Raw genomic sequence first — 23,946 nt, 5'->3', positions numbered from 1 at the left:
CCCTGGGTGCGGGGACGCGTTCCTTGGCCGCCGCGACCGGTGTACCGGCTCCGGGTGCGGTGGCCGAGCTGCCGCCGGGTGGGGGTGCCGTCGCGGTCGGCATGGGCGCAGCGGGCGCGGTGGTCGAACCGCTGAGCGGTGCCCCTGCGGGCTTGTTGCCGGAGGCCTGAGCGGCGGCCTGAGCGGCGGCGGGAGCCGGCGCGGCGCCGGCAGCGGCAGCGGCGGCGGAAGCGGGAGCGGCGGTGGCCGGATCGGGGTTCGGCGTGGAGCTGGGGGACAGGAAGGTGGTCATGGCGGCGTCCGTATCCGTCGGTTCGGTACCCGGGGGTAACTTCGGTGGCCAACTTCTACGGTGCGCCGACCTGGGCCGCAACGTGCTGCCCGGCCTGCGGGGAGTCGGACAACGAATCACCTATCCGGGTGGTCGGAGCGGGCGTCGCAGGCAGAACGGCCGGGTGAACGGCGGGGCGGGGGTGGACCCGGGAGGGGGGTGCGCAGGGGCCCCCGAAGGGGGACGGTCGCACGTATCCTGAGGGCGTTTCCGACTACGAAAGCGGCCTGTCATGCGCGTGTACGTTCCCCTGACGCTTCCCGGTCTCGCACAGGCGTACAGGGCGGGCGCGCTGGGCTCCGGCCCGCTGACCGCGTACGCCGTCACGCCCGGGCTGCGCGAGTGGTACGTCTCCGACGACATCGAGGAGCTGGAGTACGCCGCGCTGAGCCGGGCCGCCGCCGCGTCCCTGCGGCTGCTGGCCGCCGACCCGTACGCCGCGCGGCGCCGGGTCGTCATCGCCGTGGACGTCGCCGATCGGGACGCGGTCGCCGACCCCGACCGGGGCCTGGACCCGTCGTCCGTCGGGGAGGTCCGCGTCACCGGGCCCGTCCCGCTCGCCAAGGCCGCCGCCGTGCACGCGGACGGCGACGACGCCGAGGACGACGTGTCGGCGGCCGCGGACGCCCTGGGCGCGGCGGACATGGGCGACGACGACGCCCAGTTCACCGTCGACGGCGCCGAGGACCACGAGCTGCTCTGGTACGGGGTGCAGGAGATCCCGGGCATCATCGGGGAGACCGGGACGGGCTGACAGTGCCGGTCTGTACGGTTGCTGCATGGGGAAGCACCGCGCGCATCTGGTCTGGGACTGGAACGGAACACTGCTCGACGACATCGGGACGGTCATCGAGGCGACGAACGCCGCCTTCGAGGAGATAGGCCTGGCGCCGATCACCCTCGACCGGTATCGAGAGCTGTACTGCGTACCGATACCGCTGTTCTACGAGCGGCTGATGGGCCGCCTCCCCACGCAGGACGAGTGGCTGCTCATGGACGGGGCGTTCCACCGGCACTACTGGGCGCGTGCCGACGCGTGCGGGCTGGCCGATGGCGCGGCGGAGCTGCTGGCCGCGGCGGCGGAGGTGGGGCGTACGCAGTCGCTGCTGTCGCTGGCGCCGCACGAGCGGTTGCTGCCGATGGTGCGGCGGCACGGGATCGAGGAGCGGTTCGTGCGGGTGGACGGGCGGATCGGTGAGTCGACGGCGGGGAAGGCCGAGCACATGGTGCGGCACCTGCTGGCGCTGGAGGGGGTCGCGGCGGCGGAGCGGATCGTGGTGATCGGGGACGCGGCGGACGACGCGGTGGCCGCGGCGCATGTGGGGGCGCGGGCGGTGCTGTACACCGGGGGGTCGCACAGTCGGGGCAGCCTGGAGGCCGCGGGGGTGCCGGTCGTGGACAGCCTCGCGGAGGCGGTCGCGGTGGCGGAGGACCTGGTGGCCTGAGCCGCCGTGGGGCGCGACCGGCGGGGCCCTCTGCGACCGGCGGGGCCCTCTGCGACCGGCGGGGCCCTCTGCGGCCGGCCGGGACCTCTGCGGCCGGCCGGGACCTCTGCGGCCGGGGGGCCGTCCACTGCGGAACGGCGGCGTCAGGGCGTCGGGGCCTTCTCGCGCAGGACGCGGAGGAACGCGCGCATCCACGCCGGGTGGTCCGGCCAGGCCCGGGAGGAGACCAGGGTGCCGTCGACCACCACCTCCTGGTCCTGGTACGTGGCGCCCGCGGCCTGCATGTCGAGTTCCAGCGCCGGGTACGCCGTGACGTGCCGGCCCACCAGGGAGCCCACGGCGGCCGTCAGCAGCGGGCCGTGGCAGATCTGGGCGACCGGCTTGTCGGCGTCGAAGAACGACTTGAGGATCTTCCGTAGCTCCGGGTCGTTGCGCAGGTACTCCGGCGCCCGGCCGCCCGGGACGACCACGGCGGCGTACCGGCTCGGTTCGACTTCCGAGAACGCCAGGTCGGCCGGGAGCGTGTAGCCGGGCTTCTCCGTGTACGTGTCGAAGCCCGGCTCGAAGTCGTGGACCACGAAGCGGAGCTTCTTGACCGCCGGAGCGGCGATGTGCACCTCGTAGCCCTCCTCGCGCAGCCGCTGGTACGGGTAGAGGACCTCCAGTGACTCCGCCGCGTCACCCGTGACGATCAGGATTTTCGGTGCCATAGGTGCCATCGGTGCCATGGGACTGTTCCTCCAGCAGAAGCGGGGCAGGGAGTGGGCTTCCAGCGGATCTGTCGCTGTCCAGAGTGTCAAACTTCGGGGCCGTCTTTTGTACACATACGGCCCATGACGGCCGAGGGGGCAAGAGCGATAGCCTGGACCCGTGATCAGCGCTATATGCCGTGGGGGCAGCGGAGCCCCCGGCCAGCGCCCGGTGTGCCACCGTGCCCGGGCGGGTGCTGATCTTTTCTGCCCGGACCCCCCGCCACGTAAGGCCTCTTCGCCGAAAATGGCCGAGAACGGTCCGGGCGTCTCTCATCCCGGCATAACGTCCCCCTGGAGCGGTTACCCCGTGCTGAGGCGTTGTGTCACATCTTTCACCTACGTCACGCAACGGCGCGCGACAGGAGCCAGAGGACATGCAGACCAAGCTGGACGAAGCCAAGGCCGAGCTGCTCGAACGGGCCGCCCGGGTAGCTGAGAACGAGAGCGGGGACCGGCCGGACCCGGACACCGTGCTCGAGTACCTCCAGCGCTACTACCTGCACACGGCTCCCGAGGACCTCACGGACCGCGACCCCGTGGACGTCTACGGCGCGGCGCTGTCGCACTACCGCCTGGCCGAGAACCGCCCCCAGGGCACGGCCAGCGTCCGCGTCCACACGCCGACCGTCGAGGAGAACGGCTGGACGTGCAGCCACTCCGTCGTCGAGGTCGTCACGGACGACATGCCGTTCCTCGTGGACTCGGTGACCAACGAGCTGTCCCGGCAGAACCGCGGCATCCACCTGGTGGTGCACCCGCAGGTCGTCGTACGCCGCGACGTGACCGGCAAGCTGATCGAGATCGTCCCGTCCGGCCCCGGCTTCGAGCACCGCGGCGCCGGCCGGCCGCACGACGCGCTCGTCGAGTCGTGGATCCACGTCGAGATCGACCGCGAGACCGACCGCGCCGACCTCAAGCAGATCACCGCCGACCTGCTGCGCGTCCTGTCCGACGTCCGCGAGGCGGTCGAGGACTGGGAGAAGATGCGCGACGCCGCGCTCCGCCTCGCCGACGGCCTGCCCGGCGAGCCCACCGCCGGCGACCTGCGGCCGAGCGAGGTCGAGGAGGCCCGCGAGCTGCTGCGCTGGCTGGCCGACGACCACTTCACGTTCCTCGGCTACCGCGAGTACACCCTCGTCGACGGCGACGCGCTCGCCGCCGTCCCCGGCACCGGCCTCGGCATCCTCCGCTCCGACCCGCACCACAGCGGCGACGACGCCCACGGCCACCCCGTGTCGCCGTCCTTCAACCGGCTGCCCGCCGACGCCCGCGCCAAGGCCCGCGAGCACAAGCTGCTCATCCTCACCAAGGCCAACAGCCGCGCCACCGTCCACCGGCCGTCCTACCTCGACTACATCGGCGTCAAGAAGTTCGACGCCCAGGGCAACGTCATCGGTGAGCGCCGCTTCCTCGGCCTGTTCTCGTCCGCCGCCTACACCGAGTCGGTCCGCCGCGTCCCCGTGATCCGGCGCAAGGTCGCCGAGGTTCTCGACGCGGCCGGGTTCTCGCCCAACAGCCACGACGGCCGCGACCTCCTCCAGATCCTGGAGACCTACCCGCGCGACGAGCTGTTCCAGACCCCCGTCGACCAGCTCAAGACCATCGCCACCAGCGTCCTGTACCTCCAGGAGCGCCGCAGGCTGCGGCTCTACCTGCGCCAGGACGAGTACGGCCGCTACTACTCGGCCCTCGTCTACCTGCCCCGCGACCGGTTCAACACCACGGTCCGCGAGAAGCTCACGGACATCCTCAAGGAGGAGCTCGGCGGCACCAGCGTCGACTTCACCGCCTGGAACACCGAGTCGGTGCTGTCCCGCCTCCACTTCGTGGTCCGCGTCCCGCAGGGCACCACGCTCACGCCGCTCACCGAGGCCGACGCCGACCGCCTGGAGAACCGCCTCGCCGAGGCCGCCCGCTCCTGGGCCGACGGCTTCGCGGAGGCCCTCAACGCCGAGACCGGCGAGGAGCGCGCCGCCGAGCTGCTGCGCCGCTTCGGCCATGCCTTCCCCGAGGGCTACAAGGCCGACCACAGCCCGCGCTCCGCGGTCGCGGACATCGTGCAGCTCGAACAGCTCAAGGAGGGCGGCAAGGAGTTCGCGCTGTCCCTGTACGAGCCGGTCGGCGCGGCCCCCGGCGAGCGCCGCTTCAAGATCTACCGGACGGGCCCGCAGGTCTCCCTGTCCGCCGTCCTGCCGGTCCTCAACCGGCTCGGCGTCGAGGTCGTCGACGAGCGCCCGTACGAGCTGCGCTGCGCCGACCGTACGCACGCCTGGATCTACGACTTCGGCCTGCGCATGCCCGCCGCCACCGCCAACGGCGGCGACTACCTCGGTGACGACGCCCGCGAGCGCTTCCAGGACGCCTTCGCCGCGACCTGGACCGGCGAGGCCGAGAACGACGGCTTCAACGCGCTCGTCCTGAGCGCCGGGCTGTCCTGGCGGCAGGCGATGGTGCTGCGCGCGTACGCCAAGTACCTGCGCCAGGCCGGCTCCACGTTCAGCCAGGACTACATGGAGGACACCCTCCGCGACAACGTCCACACCACGCGACTGCTCGTGTCGCTGTTCGAGGCCCGTATGTCGCCGGAGCGGCAGCGTGCCGGCACGGAGCTGACCGACGGGCTCCTGGAGGAGCTCGACGGGGCACTCGACCAGGTCGCGAGCCTCGACGAGGACCGCATCCTGCGCTCCTTCCTCACCGTCATCAAGGCGACGCTGCGCACCAACTTCTTCCAGAAGGACGGCGACGGCCGCCCGCACGCCTACGTGTCGATGAAGTTCGACCCGCAGGCCATCCCGGACCTGCCGGCGCCGCGCCCCGCGTTCGAGATCTGGGTGTACTCGCCGCGCGTCGAGGGCGTCCACCTGCGCTTCGGCAAGGTCGCCCGCGGCGGTCTGCGCTGGTCCGACCGGCGTGAGGACTTCCGTACGGAGATCCTCGGCCTGGTCAAGGCGCAGATGGTGAAGAACACCGTGATCGTGCCGGTCGGCGCGAAGGGCGGTTTCGTCGCCAAGCAGCTCCCGGACCCGTCCGTCGACCGTGACGCCTGGCTCGCCGAGGGCATCGCCTGCTACCGCACGTTCATCTCCGCCCTCCTCGACATCACCGACAACATGGTGGGCGGCGTGGTCGTGCCCCCGGCGGACGTGGTCCGCCACGACGAGGACGACACGTACCTGGTCGTCGCCGCCGACAAGGGCACCGCGACGTTCTCCGACATCGCCAACGAGGTCGCCGTCGCGTACGGCTTCTGGCTCGGTGACGCCTTCGCGTCCGGCGGCTCCGCCGGCTACGACCACAAGGGCATGGGCATCACCGCCCGCGGCGCCTGGGAGTCCGTGAAGCGGCACTTCCGGGAGCTCGGCCACGACACGCAGACGCAGGACTTCACGGTCGTCGGCGTCGGCGACATGTCCGGTGACGTGTTCGGCAACGGCATGCTGCTCAGCGAGCACATCCGCCTCGTCGCCGCCTTCGACCATCGGCACATCTTCATCGACCCGAACCCGGACGCGGCCGTCTCGTACGCCGAGCGGCGCCGCCTGTTCGAGCTGCCGCGCAGCTCCTGGGCCGACTACGACACCGCGCTGCTGTCCCCGGGCGGCGGCGTCCACCCGCGCAGCGCGAAGGCCATCCCGGTCAACGCGCACGTGCGGGCCGCGCTCGGCATCGAGGACGGCGTCACCAAGCTGACGCCCGCCGAGCTGATGAAGGCCATCCTGCACGCCCCCGTCGACCTGCTGTGGAACGGCGGCATCGGTACGTACGTCAAGGCGGCCGCCGAGTCGCACGCCGACGTCGGCGACAAGGCCAACGACGCGATCCGCGTCAACGGCGAGGACCTCCGCGTGAAGGTCGTCGGCGAGGGCGGCAACCTGGGCCTGACCCAGCTCGGCCGGATCGAGTTCGACCGCAAGGGCGGCCCCGACGGCCGCGGCGGCAAGATCAACACCGACGCCATCGACAACAGCGCCGGCGTGGACACCTCCGACCACGAGGTCAACATCAAGATCCTGCTGAACGGGCTCGTCGCGGACGGCGACATGACCGTCAAGCAGCGCAACAAGATCCTCGCGGAGATGACCGACGAGGTCGGCTCGCTGGTGCTGCGCAACAACTACGCGCAGAACGTGGCGCTCGCCCTCGCCGTCCGCCAGTCGTCGTCCCTCCTCCACGCGCACCAGCGGTTCATGCGCCGCCTGGGCCGTGAGGGCGCGCTCGACCGGTCCCTGGAGTTCCTGCCCCACGACCGGCAGATCCGCGAGCTCCTCAACGCAGGCCGGGGCCTGAGCCAGCCCGAGCTCGCCGTCCTCCTCGCCTACACCAAGATCACCGTGGCCGAGGAGCTGATCACCACCGGCCTGCCGGACGACCCGTACCTGCGCAGCCTGCTCCACGCGTACTTCCCGACGAAGCTGCGCGAGGAGTTCCCCGAGCACATCGACAGCCACGCGCTGCGCCGCGAGATCATCACGACGGTCCTGGTCAACGACACCGTCAACACCGGCGGCTCCACGTTCCTGCACCGCCTCCGCGAGGAGAGCGGCGCGTCGATCGAGGAGATCGTGCGCGCCCAGGCCGCCGCCCGCGCCATCTTCGGGCTCAGCGCCGTCTGGGACGCCGTCGAGGCGCTCGACAACCAGGTCGCCGCCGATGTGCAGACCCGCATCCGGCTGCACTCGCGGCGCCTCGTCGAGCGCGGCACACGCTGGCTGCTCAACAACCGGCCGCAGCCGCTGCAGCTCGCCGAGACCATCGAGTTCTTCGCGGAGCGCGTCGAGCGGGTCTGGTCCGAGCTGCCCAAGATGCTCCGCGGCGCCGACCTCGAGTGGTACGAGGGCCTGGTCGCCGAACTGACCGGCGCCGGCGTGCCGGACGAGCTGGCGGCCCGGGTCGCCGGGTTCTCGTCGGCGTTCCCGACGCTCGACATCGTCGCGATCGCGGACCGCACCGGCAAGGAGCCGCTGGCCGTCGCCGAGGTGTACTACGACCTCGCGGACCGGCTGCGGATCACGCAGCTCATGGACCGGATCATCGAGCTGCCGCGCGCCGACCGCTGGCAGTCCATGGCCCGCGCCTCCATCCGCGAGGACCTGTACGCCGCGCACGCGTCGCTCACCGCCGACGTCCTGTCGGCCGGCAACGGCTCGTCGACGCCGGAGGAGCGGTTCGCGGACTGGGAGCGGAAGAACGCCTCGCTGCTGTCCCGGGCGCGGACCACGCTGGAGGAGATCCAGAGCTCGGAGGCCTTCGACCTGGCGAACCTGTCGGTGGCCATGCGCACGATGCGGACCCTGCTGCGCACGCACAGCTGACGCGGGTCGTACGTGTACGGAATGGGGCGCCCACCACGCGGTGGGCGCCCCGCCGTATGCCGTGCCCCGCCGTATGCCGTGCGCCCACGGCAAGCGCTCACGGCACGCGCAGCACGTCCGGCGCCGTGTCCTCCCACAGCCGCCGCCACGACACCCACGCCGCCGCCACCAGCAGCCCGTTGCGGGCCAGCAGCACGGCGCACCCCAGCGGCGTCACCGCCAGCACGTCCAGGTACAGCACCGGGTAGGCGAGCGCGCTCAGCGCGGCCGCGGGCAGCAGGAGCAGCGCGACCGGCCGCTGCGTGGTGTTCCGCGACGTCAGGCACACCGCGGCCAGACCGAGCAGCCACACCAGGTACTGCGGGCTGATCACCCTGCTGGTCACGGTGCACAGCAGCACCGCCAGCAGCGCCGCGTCCGGCGCCGTCGCGTCCGACCAGTGCAGCGCCCGCACCCGCCACACCGCCAGCCACACCAGCACCGCGAACGTCAGCACCAGCGACACGCCCGCCACCACGCCCACGTGCGGGCCCGTGAACTCGAACGCCCCGTACCGGTACACCACCCGCCCCGGCCACCCGGCCAGATGCGCGAGCGACAGCAGCGTCCCGCCGACCGACTCGATCTGCACGCCCCGGTTCCCCTGGTGCCGCAGGAACCCCAGGGCCTGCGGGAACGCCACGGCCAGCAGCGCCGCCCCGCCCACCGCCGCGGCCAGCGCCGACGCCCACGACCGGCGCGTGGCGAGCCCCCGGGGCGTGCCGACCAGGGTGAGCACCGGCCAGCCCTTCACCAGGGCGCCCAGCCCGGCCAGCGCGCCGCCCAGCCGGGCCCGGCCCGCCCCGACCGCCAGCAGGGCCGCGACCGCCAGGGCGGTGACCTGCACGTCGTACCGCACGAGCGGGGTGTGCAGGAGCAGCGGCAGGGCGCACGTCCAGTACCACGCGCCGCCCGCGCCCGCCCGCGCGAGGAGCAGCAGGACCGCGGCGTCCGCGAGCAGGGTGAGCGCGACGAACGCCTCGAAGTACGTGAGCCCCGGCACCGCGCCGGGCGCGAGGAGCACCAGGGCGGCACCGGGCGGGTACTGCCAGGTCACCTCGTCCACCGGCAGCACGCCGTGCACGAGCTGCTCGTACCAGTGCCGGTACAGGACGTGCACCTCGCGGCCCACGCCGCCGATGCCGAGGGTGTCGTGGGCGAGCAGCCACAGCATGCCGGCGCGGGTGAGGGCCCAGACGGCGAGGAGAGGGAGGAGGGCGGGCCGCTGCCGCTGGTGGAAGCGGAGCCGGCTCCGGCGGAGACGCGGTGCGCTGATCCGATACGTCGTCATCCCCGCGCACTTTAGTACCAGATGCGCGGTTGCCCAGCGTATATCTCCTTATTTCGGCTTATGTCTGCTTCGGGATTATCCGGTGTGGCGCTCGTACGCCTTGATGACCTCGGCCGCCGGGCCGTCCATCAGCATCCGCCCCGCCTCCAGCCAGATCGCCCGGTCGCAGGTCTCGCGGATGGTCGAGTTGCTGTGGCTGACCAGGAAGACCGTGCCCGCCTCGGCGCGCAGCGCGTTGATGCGCTCCTGGCTGCGCCGCCGGAACGCCGCGTCGCCGGTGGCCAGCGCCTCGTCGATGAGCAGCACGTCGTGCGACTTGGCGGCCGCGATCGAGAAGCGCAGCCGGGCGCCCATCCCGGAGGAGTACGTACGCATCGGCAGCGAGCTGAAGTCGCCCTTCTCGTTGATGCCGGAGAACTCCACGATCTCCTGATAGCGGTCTCTGACCTCCTCGCGGGTCATGCCCATCGCGAGCCCGCCCAGGACCACGTTGCGCTCCCCGGTCAGATCGCCCATCAGGGCCGCGTTCACCCCGAGCAGCGACGGCTGGCCCTGCGTGTAGATGCGGCCCCGGCTGGGCGGCAGCAGCCCGGCGACGGCCTTGAGGAGCGTGGACTTGCCCGACCCGTTGGAGCCGATCAGTCCGATCGCCTCGCCTCTGTACGCGGCGAAGCTCACGCCCTTCACGGCGTGCACCGTCCGGGTGCCGGGCCCGGCCGCCGCCCTGCCGCGCGCCAGGACGCGGCCGAGCGCGGAGGCCGCGCCGCCCCTGCCGCCCTTGCCGGCCGTGGCGGCGCCCTGCACGGTGTAGGTCACATGGACGCCGTCGACGACGACGGTCGGCACACGCTCCGACGGAGAGTGGGGGGTCGAGTTCTCAGCCACGGCCGTAGGTCTCCTCAGCCTTCCAGAAGTGGACGAATCCGCCGACGAAGGCCACGAGCGCCCAGCCGCCCGCCGCCGCCCACACGTGCGGCGGGAGCTGCGCGGCGGTGAAGCTGTCGATGAGCGCGAAGCGCACCAGGTCGATGTAGAGCGCGGCCGGGTTGTACTGAAGGGCCGTCACCACGAACCCCGGCAGGTCCTTGCCCGCCAGGACGTGCTGGATGCTCCACATCACGCCCGACCCGTACATCCACGTCCGCAGCACGAACGGCATGAGCTGCGCCACGTCGGGTGTACGGGCCGCGAGCCGGGCCAGGGTCAGCGACACGCCCGTGTTGAACAGCGCCTGGAGCGCCAGCGCCGGCACCGCGAGCAGCCAGGACGCGCCCGGCCGCATGCCGAAGCCGAGCAGGATCGCGACCAGCGCGCCCAGCGAGAACACGAGCTGCTGGAGCTGCTGGAGGGCCAGGGCCACGGGCAGGCTCGCGCGTGGGAAGTGCAGCGCCCGCACCAGACCCAGGTTGCCGCTGATCGCCCGCGTGCCCGCCAGGATCGAGTTGGCGGTGAACGTCCAGATGAAGACGCCCGTGACCAGGAACGGCACGAAGTCCTCCACGTGCTTCCTGGTGTCCATGAGCACGCCGAAGATGAAGTAGTACACGGCCGCGTTGAGCAGCGGCGTCATCACCTGCCAGAGCTGGCCCAGCCGCGCCTGGCTGTACTGGGCGGTGAGCCGGGCGGTCGCGAACGCGGTGATGAAGTGCCGGCGCGACCAGAGCTGCCGTACGTACTCCGGGAGCGAGGGCCGGGCGCCGCTGACCCGGAGGCCGTGGCGCAGCGCGAGCGCCCGCAGGTCCTCGGCGGGCACCGCGTCGGCGGGTACGGGCTCCAGGAGCCGTACGGGCTCCGGGCGCCGGGCTTCCTGGGGTGGCGCGAGCGTGCTCACTGGACTCACCGAGGGGTCGCCTTTCGTGCGAAGTTCGTCGGGACGGACCCGTATCGTCGCTACGGCGAGGTTAGGGCGCTCGCACGTCGGAACGCAACCGTTCCGTCGTGACGCGCTCGTGGGGAACCGCCTATGATCCCCAGGCATGACGCCACCGCCGCCCGGAACCCCCCGCCGCGCCCCCGCGGGAGCCGCCGTGCTCCGGGCGGACGTGACCGAAGCGATCCGCGCGGCCGTCTTCGAGGAACTGGCCGCGGTCGGGTTCGCCCGGATGTCGATCGAGGGCATCGCCCGCCGCGCCGGGGTCGGCAAGACAGCCGTCTACCGGCGCTGGAAGTCCAAGCTGTCCCTCGTCCTCGACCTGCTCACGGCGTTCGCCGCGCAGGGCCTGCCCGCGCCCGCGACCGGATCCCTGTGCGGCGATGTGCGCGCCCTCCTGGAGGTCGCCGCGCACGCGCTGCGCCACCCGGTCGCCTCGCAGGTCATCCCGGACCTGCTGGTGGAGGCGGCCCGGCACCCGGAGATCGCCGAGACGATCAGGTCGACGCTGCTGGACAGCCAGCAGGGCGTGGCCGCGCAGATCGTCCGCGAGGCCGTCGCGCGCGGCGAGCTCCCGGAGGGCACCGACCCGGACCGCGCGCTCGACCTGATCGTCGGGCCGCTGTACTGGCGGCTCGTCGTGGTCCGCGACACCGACCTCCCGGCCGGCTACCTGGACGACCTGGCGGCCGCGGCCGTCGCCGCGCTGACGTCCTGAGGCCGCGCGGCGGAACGGCGGCTCGGCCCGACCGCCCTCCTGGCGCCCCGGGTGTGCGACCCGCGCGCCGCGCACGCGCCCTCCGGTATCACCCGAACGGAGGTGCCTTCGGTGACGTGATGCCGCCCGATCGGTTGAGTCTCGCGACACGAAAGGACGGTGGCCGCAGTGCGAGAACTGAGCATCGAAGGCGCGTGGGTCCGGGAGACGCGGGTCCTCCAGGACGACCGGGGCAGCTACCACGAATGGTTCCGTGCCCCCGACCTGGCCGAGGCCACCGGGTACGGGCTCGGCCGCCTCGCCCAGGCGACCTGCTCCGTGTCCGGCCGCGGCACGCTGCGCGGCATCCACTTCGCGGACGTGCCGCCCGGGCAGGCCACGTATGTGACGTGCGTACGCGGCGCCGTGCTCGGCGTCGTCGTCGACGTCCGCGTCGGCTCCCCCACCTACCGCCGGTGGGAGGCGGTACGGCTGGACGACGGCGGCCGGCTCGCGCTGCACGCCGCCGAGGGCCTCGGGCACGCGTTCATGGCGCTCACGGACGACGCCACCGTCGTCCACCTCTGCTCGCGCGGCCCGGACCCCGAGCGCGACCACACCGTCCACGCCCTCGACCCGGACCTGGCCATCGCCTGGCCGGCCGGCATCGCGCCGGTGATGTCCCTGGAGGACTCCGCGGCCCCCACCCTCGCCGAGGCGGAACGCGCGGGCCTCCTGCCGTCCTACGAGGTGTGCCGCGACTGGTACGCCACGCTGAAGGGCCTCAGCCCCGCCCGCGCCTGACCCCGCCCCGCACCCGGGCGGCCCGCACCCTGCCTGCCCGCACCGGGCCGCTGGGCGCTGGGCCATCCGGGTGGTTCACGGACGCGGACGCAGCGCGGCCATCGGTGCTTCACGCGCATATGTGGGCAATTGGTACGTTCGTCCACCATGTACGGACGCATGTTCCTTCCGTCCCCGCGCCCCCTGGCCCGGCTCAGCGTCATCGTGTCCGGCCGTGCCCCGCTGCCCCACCTCCGCGCCTGCCTGGAGAGCATCACCGGGCAGGCGTACGAGGAGGAGTGCGGCGGTCCGGAGGTCGTCGTGACCGCCCCGCAGGGCGACCCCGAGGCGTGCGCCCTCGTCGAGGCCCACGCCCTGCGCGACCCGCGCCTCACCGTCGTGCCCGTCCCGCCGGACACCCCGGCCGCCCACGCCCGCGCCGCGGCGCTGCGCGCCGCAACCGGCGCGTACGTCCAGTTCCTCAGCCCCTCCGACCGGCTGCCCGACGGCGCCGCCTCCGCCCTGGCCCGGCGACTCGACCGGCACCGGGACGACCCGCCCGACGTGCTGCTGTGCGACCACCACCGGGCCACCTGGTGGGACGACGCCCTGCCCGGCGGCGACGCCCCCGTGCTCACCCGCCCGCACGGCGCCCCCGCCACCGCCGCCGCCCTCGCCGACCGCCCCGACCTCCTGGACGTGGCGCCGGTCCTCGGCAGCCGGCTGATCGCCGCGTCCCTGCTGGCCGCCCACCCCGAGCTGGCCGGCACCGACGGGCACGACGAGCTGTACCTGTCGTACGCCGTGCTGCTCCTGGCCCGTACCGTCGCCTGCTGCGACACGCCGGCCGTCGTGCACCGCGCCGAACGCCCCGCCCAGCGGCGGGCGGCCGGGCCCGGGCGGCACTTCGCCGTGCTCGCCCAGTACGAGCGGCTGCACCGGCTCGCCGCGGCCGCTTCCGCGCCGCCCGGGGTGCGCACCCGCCTGTACGACCGGATGGTCGCCGACTACCTGCGGACCCTCGCCGGCCGTGACGAACTCGCCCCGGCCGACGCCGCCGCCTACTTCCGCCGCGCGGCCGAGCACACCGCACGGTTCCGCCCGGAGGGGCACCGCGGCCCCGGCGGCCTCGACGGCGTACGGCACCTCCTGCTGGGCCGGCGCGCGCACCTGTGCCACCAGCTGCTGCTGCTCGCCCAGGACGGCGGCCGCGCCCTGCGCACCGCCACCGACCGCCAGGCCGGCCGCGCCGCCGCGGCCCGCGTCCGCCTCCGCTACCGCCGCTCCCTGCGCCGGCCCCTCGACGAGGACCTCGCGGTGTTCTCCGCGCACGGCGGGAGGGGCCTCCACGGCGACCCGGCCGCCATCGCCGCCGAACTCGCCGAACTGGCCCCGGACGTCCGCAGCGTCCGGCTCGTCGACGCCGACCGCGTCCCACTGCTGCCGCCCGGCACCGACCACGCCGTCACCGGCACCGCCCGCGCCTGGGACGTCCTGGCCCGCGCCAAGTACCTCATCACCGACACCGACTTCCCCGACGAGGTCGTCAAACGCCCCGGCAGCGTCCACCTCCAGACCCACCACGGCACCCCGCTCACGTACACCGGCGTCGACCTGCGGCACCTCCCGGCCGCCGCGCGCGGCGTCGACTTCGACGCGCTCCTCGCCCGCGCCGACCGCTGGGACTACAACCTCTCCGCCAACCGCCACTCCACCGAGACCTGGCAGCGCGCCTACCCTTCCGGCTTCCGCACGCTCCCCTACGGCTCCCCGCGCAACGACGTCCTCTACCGGGCGACCGCCGCCGACGTACGCGCCGCCCGCCAGGCCCTCGGCGTCCCGCCCGGCGCCCTGGCCGTCCTGTACGCCCCCACCCACCGCGACCACGCGGCGCGCAGGGCACCGCACGTCGACCTCGCCCGCCTCGCCGCCCGCCTCGGCGGCGACACGGTCCTCCTCGTCCGCACCGACGAGCCCGTGCCCCGCGACCACCCCCGGATCGTCGACGTCGCCCGGTACGAGCCCGCCGCGAGGCTCCTCCTGGCCGCCGACGTGCTCGTCACGGACCACGCGTCGCTCCTGTGCGACTACGCCAACCTCGACCGCCCCATCGTCGTCCACGCCGACGACCGGGACCTGCCCACCGCCACCCGGGGCCTCTACGCCGACATCGCCGCCGAGCCGCCGGGGCCCGTCACGCGCACCGACGACGAACTGGCCGACGTACTCGGCCCGGGCGGCGAGTGGTGCGGGGAGGCCGCGGCCAAGCTGCGCCACGACTTCCGGCTGCGCTTCTGCCAGTACGACGACGGGCGCGCCGCCGAACGCGTCGTCCGCCGCGTGTTCCTCGGCGAGGGCGAGGAGAGCCTGCCGCCCGTCCTGCCCCTCGACCGCCGCACGCCCGCCCCGACCCCCCAGGAGGCCGGCCACCGCTGACGGGTCTCTCTACGGAGCCGGGGCCGGAGCGGGGGCCGGGCGCCGGTCCTCCTGCGGGACCACCGGGGGCAGCGTCGCCGGGTCCTGGCCCAGGAACACATGCCGTACGACCCGCTCGGCGGCGCGCCCGTCGTCGTACGGGCAGAACCGCGCACGGAACGCCGCCCGCAGCTGCGCCGAGCGCGAGCCCCGCCAGTGCCCGGTGGCGAAGATGTCGATCAGCTCGTCCTCGCTGCGGGCGACCGCGCCCGGCGGGAAGGACCGCAGGTCGAAGTAGGTGCCGCGGGCCGCCGCGTACGCGTCCCAGTCCTCGGTGTGGACGACGATCGGCCGGTCAAGGGAGGCGTAGTCGAACATGATCGACGAATAGTCCGTGACGAGCGCGTCGGAGGCCAGGCACAGTTCCTCGACGGAGGGGTGCGCGGTGACGTCGATGACGCGCGGGTGCTCGGGGAAGGCCGGGTCGCCCGGGCCCTGCGTGGGGTGGCGGCGGGCGAGGATCACGAAGCGGGGGCCCAGCGCGACCGCGACGCGCTCCAGGTCGAGGAGGAGCGGCTGCGGCGTGACGTAGTCGCGGTGCGTGGGCGCGTACAGGACGGCCGTGTGCCCCTCGGGGACGCCCAGCGCGGTGCGAAGCGCGGCGACGTCGGCGGCGCCGGCCCGCTGGAAGACGTCGTTGCGCGGCGAGCCGTACTCCAGCGTCCGGTACGCGGCCGGGAGGACGCGTTCGAGGACGAGCGTGGAGTGGCGGTTGGGGGAGACGAGGTAGTCCCAGGTGTCGGCGGAGCGCAGCAGCGCGGCGACGTCCAGGGAACCGTGCGTGGCCGGCCGGTGCCGGAGGTCGAGACCCTGGTGCTTGAGCGGCGTGCCGTGCGGGGTGCGGACGACGACCTGGCCGCGCCGCTTGACCGCCCGCCCGTCCGGGTCGGTGTCGGCGACCAGGTACGCGGAGCGGGCCAGCGCCGTCCAGTAGGCGGCCGTGCCGGGGCGCAGGCGGCGGGCGCCGGACGGCACGGCGGCGGCGTGGCCGGGCGGGCAGATCCAGGCGGTGCGGAGACGGGGGACCAGCTCCCGCACCCGCTCCTCGACGGCGGCGGGGCCACTCCCGGCGGTGAACAGGGCCTGGTCGGCGCGCAGCGGCAGCCGCAGCTGGACCCGGTAGTGGAGCCGCAGGAGCCCGCCGCGCAGGCCGCGCAGCAGCGCCCCGGTGCGCCGCGCCGCCCGGGCCTTGAGGGCGCGGGCGGCGGTGAAGGACCGGAGCACGCGGTGGGCGCCGCAGCGGACGAGGCCGTGCCGGATCCGGGTGCGGAACGCCGGCGCGGCGCCGGGCGTGCGGTGGCGGCGGTAGTGGGCGCGGGCGAGGCGGAAGAACGCGGCGCGGGAGCCGCGGGGGAGCCGGCCGGGCGCGGTGGCCACGGACGTGACGTGGTCGACCATCCGCCGGAACAGCACGGGCCGCCACCGCTCCAGGTCCGGCCGGCCGTCGAGGAACGCGAACAGCCGCTCGTACTGCTCGAAGACGTCGAAGTGCCGCCGGGAGGTGGTGCGCAGGAGGCTGCCGGTGCGGCGCAGCCGGTGGTGGACGCAGACCCGGTCGAGCGTCGCCAGCGACCCGGCGGCCATCAGCACGGGGTACGTCCAGGGCACGTCCTCGTAGAGCCCGCCGGGGAAGCGCAGGCCCGCGCGCTCCAGGAACTCCCGCTGGTACGCCTTGTTCCACGCGACGTGCGGGGCCCGCAGCAGCTCCGGCCGGTCGGCGAGCGCGAACGGCGCGGGCCCGGCCTGCGTGAACGGGTGCCGTGCCTCGCTGCGTACGGCGTCCCCCGACGACCAGTGCACGCGCGCGTGGCCGTACACGAGGACGTCCGGCGACCCGGTCTCCTTGAGCCGGTCCGCGATGGTCCGCAGCGCGTCCGGTACGAGGGTGTCGTCGCCGTCCAGGAACACCACGTAGTCGCCGGTCGCCCGGTCGAGCCCGGCGTTCCGCGCCGGACCGGGCCCCTGGTGCTCACGCGTCCGCACCGCGACCACCCGCCGGTCCCGCGCCGCGACCTCGTCGACGACCGCGCGGGACCCGTCGGGCGAGCGGTCGTCCACGACGATCAGTTCCAGGTCGTCGAACGACTGGGAGAGCACCGACTCCAGGCAGGCGTGCAGATGGGCCTGGACGTCGTACGCGGGGACGATCACGCTGAACCGGGGCATGGCCCGGCAACGGCCGCTGCACCGACCGGGTTACGCGCCGCTGTGGCATCCGGGCGACGAACGGGGCGTGCGGCCCCGGAATCCGGGGCCGCACGCGTTCCGGGGCAGGTGAAGCACCGGGGAGGTGACTTGACGGAACGTCAGTCGATCACACGGTGTCACCGTCGGTGCCGGCCCGGTCAGGTGTTCCGGCCGCCGCAGATCACGTCGTACGGCCTGCCGATGCCGATGGTCAGCTCCATGGGCTCGGTGGTCCCGGCCGGGCACTGCTCCTTCTCCTTGACGAGGTCCAGCACCTTGAACGCCTCCGACCCGCCGGACGCGCAGGGCACCTCGCGGGCCGTCGAGGTCACGCAGTCGCCCTTGACGAGCTGGCCGCCTCCGGCGCCCGCGTCGCCGGGGTGGTCGCCGGACAGGTTCCGCCCGCACACGGTCTTGCTGGGGATGCCGCCGCTCTTGGCGTCGCCGCCGAAGCTGACCTTCACCTGGATGATCAGGTCGGTCCCGGCCGGGCACTGGATCGACTGCGGGAGGATGCTCGCGCTCTGCACCTCCAGCGCCTTGAACGTCGCGCCCGGGTCGTCGCAGGCGAACGCCCGGTAGCCGTCGGGCCGGTCGTCGGGGTCGGGGCCTCCGCAGTCCCCGACCTCCCAGGAGCCGGACCGGCCGCCCGACGTCGGGGCCGTGGACGACGACGGGGCGTTCGCCTGCGGCGACGACCCGCTGTCGTCGCCGAACAGCCGGGACGCGCCGTAGCCGAGTCCGAGGAGCACGGCGAGGATCAGGAGTGGCGGAAGGCACCCGCCGTTCCGCCGCGACGCGGGCGGCGGCCCGCTGCCGTTGGGGACCATGGTGCGTGCTCCTCTCGTGAGGTGCCGGGGGCGCAACGCATGCGGGGACGCCGTAGAGGCACCGCACGGTTGCGGCCCGCCCCAACTTCACATGAGTGCACGTCACTTCACGGCGCCCGCCATCACCCCCGACACGAACTGCCGCTGGAACGCGAAGAACACGGCCAGGGGAATCACCATCGACACGAACGCCCCGGGCGCGAGGACGTCGATGTTGTTGCCGAACTGCCTGACCTGCTGCTGGAGGGCCACCGTGATCGGCGGGGAGTCCGAGTCGGCGAAGATCAGGGCGATCAGCATGTCGTTCCACACCCACAGGAACTGGAAGATGCCGAGCGACGCGATCGCCGGGCCGCCGAGCGGCATGACCACGCGCGCGAAGAGCCGGATCTCGCCGGCGCCGTCCAGACGGGCGGCCTCCAGCAGCTCCCGGGGGATCTCCGCGAAGAAGTTCCGCAGCAGGAAGATCGCGAACGGCAGCCCGAAGGCGGTGTGGAAGAGGACCACGCCGAGCGTCGTCTCGAAGATGCCGACCTGCCCGAAGAGCTTCGACACCGGGACGAGCGCCACCTGGACCGGGACCACGAGCAGCCCCACCACCGCCAGGAACCACCAGTCGCGGCCCGGGAAATCCATCCACGCGAAGGCGTAGCCCGCCAGTGAGCCGATCACCACGACCAGGACGGTCGCCGGGACGGTGATCATCACGGTGGAGAGGAGGGAGCCGGTGATCGTCTCGTTCTGGAGGATCGCCGTGTAGTTGTCGGCCGTCAGCTGCGCCGGGGCCGTGAACACCTGCCACCAGCCGCTCTCGCTGATGTCGGAGGGCGAGCGGAGGGAGGACAGGAGCAGGCCGACGGTCGGCATCAGCCAGAACAGGGCGACGACGATCAGGAAGACCTGAGCCGCCCCACCCGCGAGACGCCCGGCAACGCGGGCCGCAATGCTGTGTTTGCCCGGGGGACGACCTCCGGACCCCCGGCAGAAGCGGCTCATCGGCGCGTCTCCCTCCTGATCCTCCGGATGTTGAAGAACATCACGGGGATCACCAGCAGCAACAGCAGCACCGAGATCGCGCTGCCCACGCCCAGGTGGGCGTCCGTGCCGAACGACGAGCGGTAGAGCTGGAGCGCCAGGACGTTGGCGTCGTCCTGGGCCGAGCCCGGGGCGATGATGAAGACCAGGTCGAAGATCTTCAGAACGTTGATCATCAGCGTGACCAGCACCACCGCCAGCACCGGCGCGAGGAGCGGCACCGTCACACGGCGGAACACCTGCCACTCGTTGGCGCCGTCCACGCGCGCCGCCTCCAGGAGTTCGCGGGGCAGGCCCGCGAGGCCCGCCGCGATGAGCACCATCGCGAAGCCGGCCCACATCCACACGTAGCTGCCGATGATGGCCGGCGTGACGAGCGTCGGGCCCAGCCAGTCCACGCCGTTGTACCGCTCCCGGAAGTTGGACGCGGGCAGCCGCAGGTGGGCGCCGTCCGCCGCCGCGGGCAGGGTGAACGTGCCGTCCGCGGCGGCCGTCGCCGTGGCGACGACCCTCCCGTCCTTGACGGCCTCCACCTTCAGGCCCTTCAGGCCGAGTTCGTGGTCGTCGAGCGCGTTCGTCCGCCCGCCGCCGCCCCGCGTGAAGTCCAGCCACGCCGTGCCCGTGACGCCGTCCGGGGCCGGGTCGGGCGGTGCGGCCCGCCGCGCGTCCTGCGGCATGGCGCCGGGCGCCACGCCCACCAGGGGCAGCAGCGCCGGCTTGCCGACCCGTACCGGCTCCTTCGTCACGAACGCCCCGCCGCCCGCCGCCTCCAGCGGATGCGCGGGCAGCGGGCGCGCCTTCGGGTACGTCGACGACTCGGCGAACGTGTCGTGCACGCCCACCCACACCGCGTTCGCCACGCCCCGGTCCGGGTCCTGCTCGTACACCAGCCGGAAGATGATCCCCGCGGCCAGCATCGAGATGGCCATCGGCATGAAGACGAGCAGCTTGAACGCCGTGCCCCAGCGCACCCGTTCCGTCAGCACCGCGAAGATCAGACCCAGGGCCGTGGCCACGGTCGGCGCCACGACCACCCAGATCGCGTTGTTCCTGACGGCGGTGAGGATGGTGTCGTCGGTGAACAGCTCGACGTAGTTGTCGAGGCCCGCGAACCCCGTGCCGGTGCGGTCGAGGAACGAGCGGTACACCGAGTAGACGATCGGGTACACGACGAGCGCGCCCAGCAGCACCAGCGCGGGCAGCAGGAACCCGGCGGCCACGATCCTGCGCGTGCGGGTCATGACGGCGTCAGCTCTCGTTCTGGTACGCCTTGGCCGCGTCGGCCTCCAGACGCGCCTGCGTCCCCGCGATGTCCTTCGGGTTCTTCAGGAAGTCCTGGAGCGCCTTCCACTCGCCCTTCCCGGGCGTGCCGCCGAACGACTGCGGCATCTGGTCCGACATGTCGAAGCGGAAGTCGTCGCCCGCCGCGATCAGCGCCTTCGCGATGTCCCGCTGCACGTCGTTCGGGTACGCCGCCACGTCCAGCGACTTGTTGGGCGAGATGAAGCCGCCCTGCCCCGCCCAGACGGCCGCCGCGTCCGGGGACGCCAGGAACGTCAGCAGCGCCTGCGCCGCCGGCTTGTCGGTGAGCGCCACCGCCACGTCTCCGCCCGTCACCACGGGGGCGCTGCCGCCGCCCACGGCCGGGAACGGGAACACCTTCGCGTCCGTACCGATCTTCGCCTCGGTCTGCGCGATGTTGACGGACACGAAGTCGCCCTCGAAGACCATGGCGGCCTTCGGCTGGTCGCCGCCCGTGAACGTCTGCGTGACGGACGTCGGGAACTCCGTCTGGAGCGCGCCGTCCGCGCCGCCCGCGATGAGGTTCGGCTTGCCGAACAGCTCCGCGAGCGTGGTGAGGGCCTGGGTCACCGACGGGTCGGTCCACTTGATCTCGTGCCTGGCCAGCTGGTCGTACTTCTCGGGTCCGGCCTGCGAGAGGTAGATGTTCTCGAACCAGTCCGTGAGGGTCCAGCCGTCGGCGCCGCCGACCGACACGGGTGTCACACCGGACGCGGAGATGGTCTCCGCGGTGGACAGGAGGTCCTTCCAGGTCTTCGGCTCGGACACCCCCGCGTTGTCGAAGACGGCGGAGTTGTACCAGATCAGGGACTTGTTGGCAGCCTTGAAGTAGACGCCGTACGGCGTGCCGCCGACCGCGCCGAGGTCCTGCCAGCCCTTCGCGTAGTTCTTCGCGAGCTGCTCCCGCGCGGCGTCACCGACCGGCTTGGCCCACTTGCGCTGCACCGCCTGGTGGAGCGCGCCCACCTGCTGGAGCATCGCCACGTCCGGCGGGGCCTTGCCCTCGATCTTCGTCCCGATGTAGTTGAGCATCGCGTCCTGCGTCGGGACGTACGCGACCTTGGCGCCCGTGCGGCGCTCGAACTCCCGCAGGACCTTCGTGAACGCCTCCTGCTCCGGGCCGGTCCACACGGCCACGACCTGGATCTCCTGGCCGTCCAGCTTGGGTAACTGGACGGTCGGTGCCTGAGTGCCGGCCTTGCCGTCCGGGCTCTTGCCGGTGCCGCCGGTGCCGCCGCCGTCGCTGCCGCCGCAGCCGGCGAGGGCCAGGGCCCCGATGGCCGCGAGGGCCACAACAGCCCGGCGGTTACGCGGAGTTGTACGCATCACTGCCCCGTTTCTCCCGTGTGCGTCGCCGTCCCTTTCGGTCTGGTCTACGCCCGGTACCGGGGGCCCGCAATACCGCCCTCCGCGTCTCCTCCTCGATCGTGATGGGCTCGTGACGTGCCGTCAGCGTCCTGTCAGCGCGCTGTCAGTGTGCTGTCAGCGTGCCTGTGCCTCCGTGGCGGCGGTGAGTGGCGGTACCGGCGTGGCGTCCACCGAGCGGGCGGCCCGGTCCAGGGCGCTCGCCAGCAGCGCCAGGTCCGTGGGGCCGTTGCCCAGTTCCCGCACCGGGCGGCGGGTCGGCGGATCGCCCATCCGCTCCCACTCCAGCGGTACGACGGTGGGGCGCAGCGTCGCCGTACGGGGGATGCGCCCGGTCACGCGGCCCGCCTGGAACGGGGTGACGCGCCCGTCCGGGTGGGTGAGCCTGCCGCGGCCCGGCGCCGGGTCGTCCGGGCCCGGCGCGGTCGGCGGGGCGTCCAGGGCGACCCGCAGGCGTGCCCGGCGTGCGGGTTCCGTGTCCGCCGTACGGTCGGGGCGCGCCGTCGCCGCGACCAGGTGCACGCCCAGCCGGGCGCCCTCCCGCGCCACCGCCTCCAGCGCCCGCACCACCGAACCCGCCGCGGGCCGCCCGGGGCTGCCGAGCGCGGGGGCGACCAGGGCGTCCAGGTCGTCGACCAGGACCACGAGACGGGGAAGCGGGGCCGGCGCCTCGCCGCCCTTGCCGCGCGGCCCTGCGCCCGCGGCGGTGGCGGTGGCGGGCCGGAGGCGGAGGGTGCTGCTGGGCGGGGCGTCCAGATCCGCGGCGCCGCCCCGCTGCTCGGGCAGACCGGGCGCCGGGTGCGGGTGGGTGCCCTGCTGCGCGTGCGGCTGCGGGGCGGGTGGGCCCTGGTGCGGGGTGCGGGACTCGTCGGTGCGGTGCTGCGCGCCCCGGGGCGTGCCGCCGCCGCTCCGCTCCGTACCGCCCTGGGCGTCCAGGAGTTCGGCGCGGCGCTTCAGCTCGGCGCCCAGGGCCTGGGCGAAGGCACGCATCCGTACCGGGTCCGACGCGACCAGGTGCTCGGTGACGTGCGGCAGGTCGGTGCACGGGCCGAGGCCGCCGCCGCGCTCGCCCCCGGTCCCGTCCACGAGCAGCAGCCCAAGCCGGTCAGGGCGGGACGCCGCGGCGAGCGAGGCCGCGACGGTGCGCAGCAGTTCCGTACGGCCGCTGCCCGCCGGGCCCTCGATCAGCAGATGCGGGCCCTCCTGCGTGAGGTCCACCCGGAGCGGCCCGTGCGGACCGGTGCCCAGCACCGCCGTACCGTCCGGAGCCGACGCCCAGCGGGCCATCAGCGACGCGGGGGTGGCCCGCGCCAGTTCGAGCTCGTCGAGCAGCCGGGACGTCCGCGGCAGCGCCGAGGCGGCGGCCCGTCCGCGCGGCGCCGACCCCTCGGCGCGCAGCGGCGCCAAGGCGCGGGCGAACCGTTCGGCCCACGCGCCCGACACCGCGTCCACCGCGGCGATGGTGCCGTGCCCGGCCGGTTGCCCGCCCGCCGCGCGCATCAGGCGCAGCGCCGTCGCGACGTCACCGCTCAGCAGGCCGATCGCGCCGCACTCCCGGAACGCGGGGACGGCGGCGCAGGCCGTCCCGTACGTCGCCGAGACCGGCGACACGGCCGAGGCGGGCGCCGTCTCGGCCAGGCACACCAGGTGGATGCCCGCCGCCGCACCGGCCCGGGCCAGGCGGGCGGCGGCCTCGCGCAGCGCCGGGGTGCCGGGGTCGCCGTCCACGACGGCCACGGTGTACGGGCCGGGGCTCCGCCGCCGGAAACGCTCCGCCGCCTCCACGACCGCGGCCGGTCCCGCGGAGGCCCAGCCGGGGCCGAGGGGCCCGTCGTCGAGGCGCCGGGTCAGTTCGTCGAGGCGCGCGGCGGCCTGGTCGCCGTCGTACGCGAGGAGGAGCCGGCAGTCCTGGCCGTGGGCGGGGCGTACGTGCGGCAGCCACCCGAGCCAGCCCCAGTCGCGCTTGCGCGCGTCGAGGGGCACGGCCCGGTCGGCGCTGATCAGCACGATCTCCAGGTCCGCCGGGGCGTGCAGGGTCGCGAGCTGCGCCAGGACCGAGCGGGTCAGCCCGACGAGCCGGTCACGCGGCCCGGCGAGCCCGAGCGCCCCGGCCTCGCGCAGCCCGACGGTGACCGGTACGGCGGGCAGCTCGGCCCGGTCGGTGGTGCCGAGCCGTACGACGAGCGCCTCGGGGTGCCCGGGCGACCGCTCCCAGAGGCGGGGGCCGGG

16 protein-coding genes and 1 pseudogene are annotated in these 23,946 nt (G+C 73.8%); 6 read left to right on the top strand and 11 right to left on the bottom strand.

Features of this window, described 5'->3' with window-relative positions; all coding sequences use genetic code 11:
- Positions 1-292: pseudogene (locus HTZ82_RS02700) on the bottom strand (hypothetical protein); the annotation flags it as partial.
- A 271-nt stretch (positions 293-563) separates the two neighbouring features.
- Here HTZ82_RS02700 and HTZ82_RS02695 point away from each other — a divergent pair.
- Together HTZ82_RS02695 and HTZ82_RS02690 are read left to right on the top strand one after the other, a co-directional pair.
- Positions 564-1,085 carry a DUF6912 family protein gene (locus tag HTZ82_RS02695; protein WP_175407617.1) on the top strand — a complete coding sequence of 174 codons (522 nt, stop codon included), beginning with the start codon at positions 564-566 and terminating at the stop codon, positions 1,083-1,085.
- 25 nt (positions 1,086-1,110) lie between these two features.
- Entirely contained in the window at positions 1,111-1,776 is a 666-nt protein-coding gene (locus HTZ82_RS02690) for an HAD family hydrolase (RefSeq protein ID WP_175407616.1), read from the top strand.
- Positions 1,777-1,919: 143 nt separating this feature from the next.
- Here the strand turns inward: HTZ82_RS02690 and HTZ82_RS02685 are convergent, their stop codons facing one another.
- Complete coding sequence (locus HTZ82_RS02685; protein ID WP_175407615.1) at positions 1,920-2,486, bottom strand: DJ-1/PfpI family protein; 567 nt, start codon at positions 2,484-2,486, stop codon at positions 1,920-1,922.
- Between the two features lie 416 nt (positions 2,487-2,902).
- Here HTZ82_RS02685 and HTZ82_RS02680 point away from each other — a divergent pair, with 416 nt between their 5' ends.
- On the top strand, positions 2,903-7,843 hold the full coding sequence (locus tag HTZ82_RS02680) for an NAD-glutamate dehydrogenase (RefSeq protein ID WP_175407614.1): 4,941 nt from the start codon (positions 2,903-2,905) through the stop codon (positions 7,841-7,843).
- A gap of 97 nt (positions 7,844-7,940) precedes the next feature.
- Here the strand turns inward: HTZ82_RS02680 and HTZ82_RS02675 are convergent, their stop codons facing one another.
- The 3 genes from HTZ82_RS02675 to HTZ82_RS02665 form a co-directional block, all read right to left on the bottom strand.
- A complete protein-coding gene (locus tag HTZ82_RS02675) occupies positions 7,941-9,173 on the bottom strand; it encodes a glycosyltransferase 87 family protein (protein WP_175407613.1) in 1,233 nt (410 codons plus the stop codon).
- Between the two features lie 75 nt (positions 9,174-9,248).
- Positions 9,249-10,058, bottom strand: a complete 810-nt coding sequence (locus HTZ82_RS02670; RefSeq protein ID WP_175407612.1) for an ABC transporter ATP-binding protein — start codon at positions 10,056-10,058, stop codon at positions 9,249-9,251.
- Positions 10,051-10,950, bottom strand: coding sequence for an ABC transporter permease (locus HTZ82_RS02665; RefSeq protein ID WP_175407621.1), 900 nt, complete (start codon positions 10,948-10,950; stop codon positions 10,051-10,053). The genes HTZ82_RS02670 and HTZ82_RS02665 overlap by 8 nt, the downstream gene beginning before the upstream one ends.
- A 199-nt stretch (positions 10,951-11,149) precedes the next feature.
- Here HTZ82_RS02665 and HTZ82_RS02660 point away from each other — a divergent pair, with 199 nt between their 5' ends.
- From HTZ82_RS02660 to HTZ82_RS02650, 3 genes are all read left to right on the top strand, one after another.
- Positions 11,150-11,761 carry a TetR/AcrR family transcriptional regulator gene (locus tag HTZ82_RS02660; protein ID WP_175407611.1) on the top strand — a complete coding sequence of 204 codons (612 nt, stop codon included), beginning with the start codon at positions 11,150-11,152 and terminating at the stop codon, positions 11,759-11,761.
- Between the two features lie 168 nt (positions 11,762-11,929).
- Complete coding sequence (locus tag HTZ82_RS02655) at positions 11,930-12,544, top strand: dTDP-4-dehydrorhamnose 3,5-epimerase family protein (protein WP_175407620.1); 615 nt, start codon at positions 11,930-11,932, stop codon at positions 12,542-12,544.
- A gap of 147 nt (positions 12,545-12,691) precedes the next feature.
- Entirely contained in the window at positions 12,692-14,959 is a 2,268-nt protein-coding gene (locus tag HTZ82_RS02650; protein ID WP_254711575.1) for a CDP-glycerol glycerophosphotransferase family protein, read from the top strand.
- A 9-nt stretch (positions 14,960-14,968) separates the two neighbouring features.
- Here HTZ82_RS02650 and HTZ82_RS02645 read toward each other — a convergent pair whose 3' ends face one another.
- From HTZ82_RS02645 to HTZ82_RS02620, 6 genes are all read right to left on the bottom strand, one after another.
- A complete protein-coding gene (locus HTZ82_RS02645) occupies positions 14,969-17,164 on the bottom strand; it encodes a CDP-glycerol:glycerophosphate glycerophosphotransferase (RefSeq protein ID WP_175407610.1) in 2,196 nt (731 codons plus the stop codon).
- Positions 17,165-17,343: 179 nt separating this feature from the next.
- Positions 17,344-18,015 carry a hypothetical protein gene (locus HTZ82_RS02640; RefSeq protein WP_254711574.1) on the bottom strand — a complete coding sequence of 224 codons (672 nt, stop codon included), beginning with the start codon at positions 18,013-18,015 and terminating at the stop codon, positions 17,344-17,346.
- 102 nt (positions 18,016-18,117) lie between these two features.
- Complete coding sequence (locus HTZ82_RS02635; protein WP_175407609.1) at positions 18,118-19,011, bottom strand: carbohydrate ABC transporter permease; 894 nt, start codon at positions 19,009-19,011, stop codon at positions 18,118-18,120.
- A complete protein-coding gene (locus HTZ82_RS02630; protein WP_175407608.1) occupies positions 19,008-20,291 on the bottom strand; it encodes a carbohydrate ABC transporter permease in 1,284 nt (427 codons plus the stop codon). Before HTZ82_RS02630 ends, HTZ82_RS02635 begins: the two co-directional genes overlap by 4 nt.
- A gap of 7 nt (positions 20,292-20,298) precedes the next feature.
- Positions 20,299-21,678: an ABC transporter substrate-binding protein gene (locus HTZ82_RS02625; protein WP_175407607.1), complete on the bottom strand. Its 1,380-nt coding sequence runs from the start codon at positions 21,676-21,678 to the stop codon at positions 20,299-20,301.
- A gap of 156 nt (positions 21,679-21,834) precedes the next feature.
- Positions 21,835-23,946, bottom strand: a 2,112-nt coding sequence (locus HTZ82_RS02620; RefSeq protein WP_254711573.1) for an FtsK/SpoIIIE domain-containing protein, incomplete at its 5' end; no start/stop codon positions are given.

Source organism: Streptomyces sp. TRM64462 (assembly GCF_013362995.1).
GTDB lineage: Bacteria > Actinomycetota > Actinomycetes > Streptomycetales > Streptomycetaceae > Streptomyces.
The sequence above is the reverse complement of the archived record's forward strand: the minus strand, read 5'-3'. Positions and strand labels throughout refer to the sequence as shown.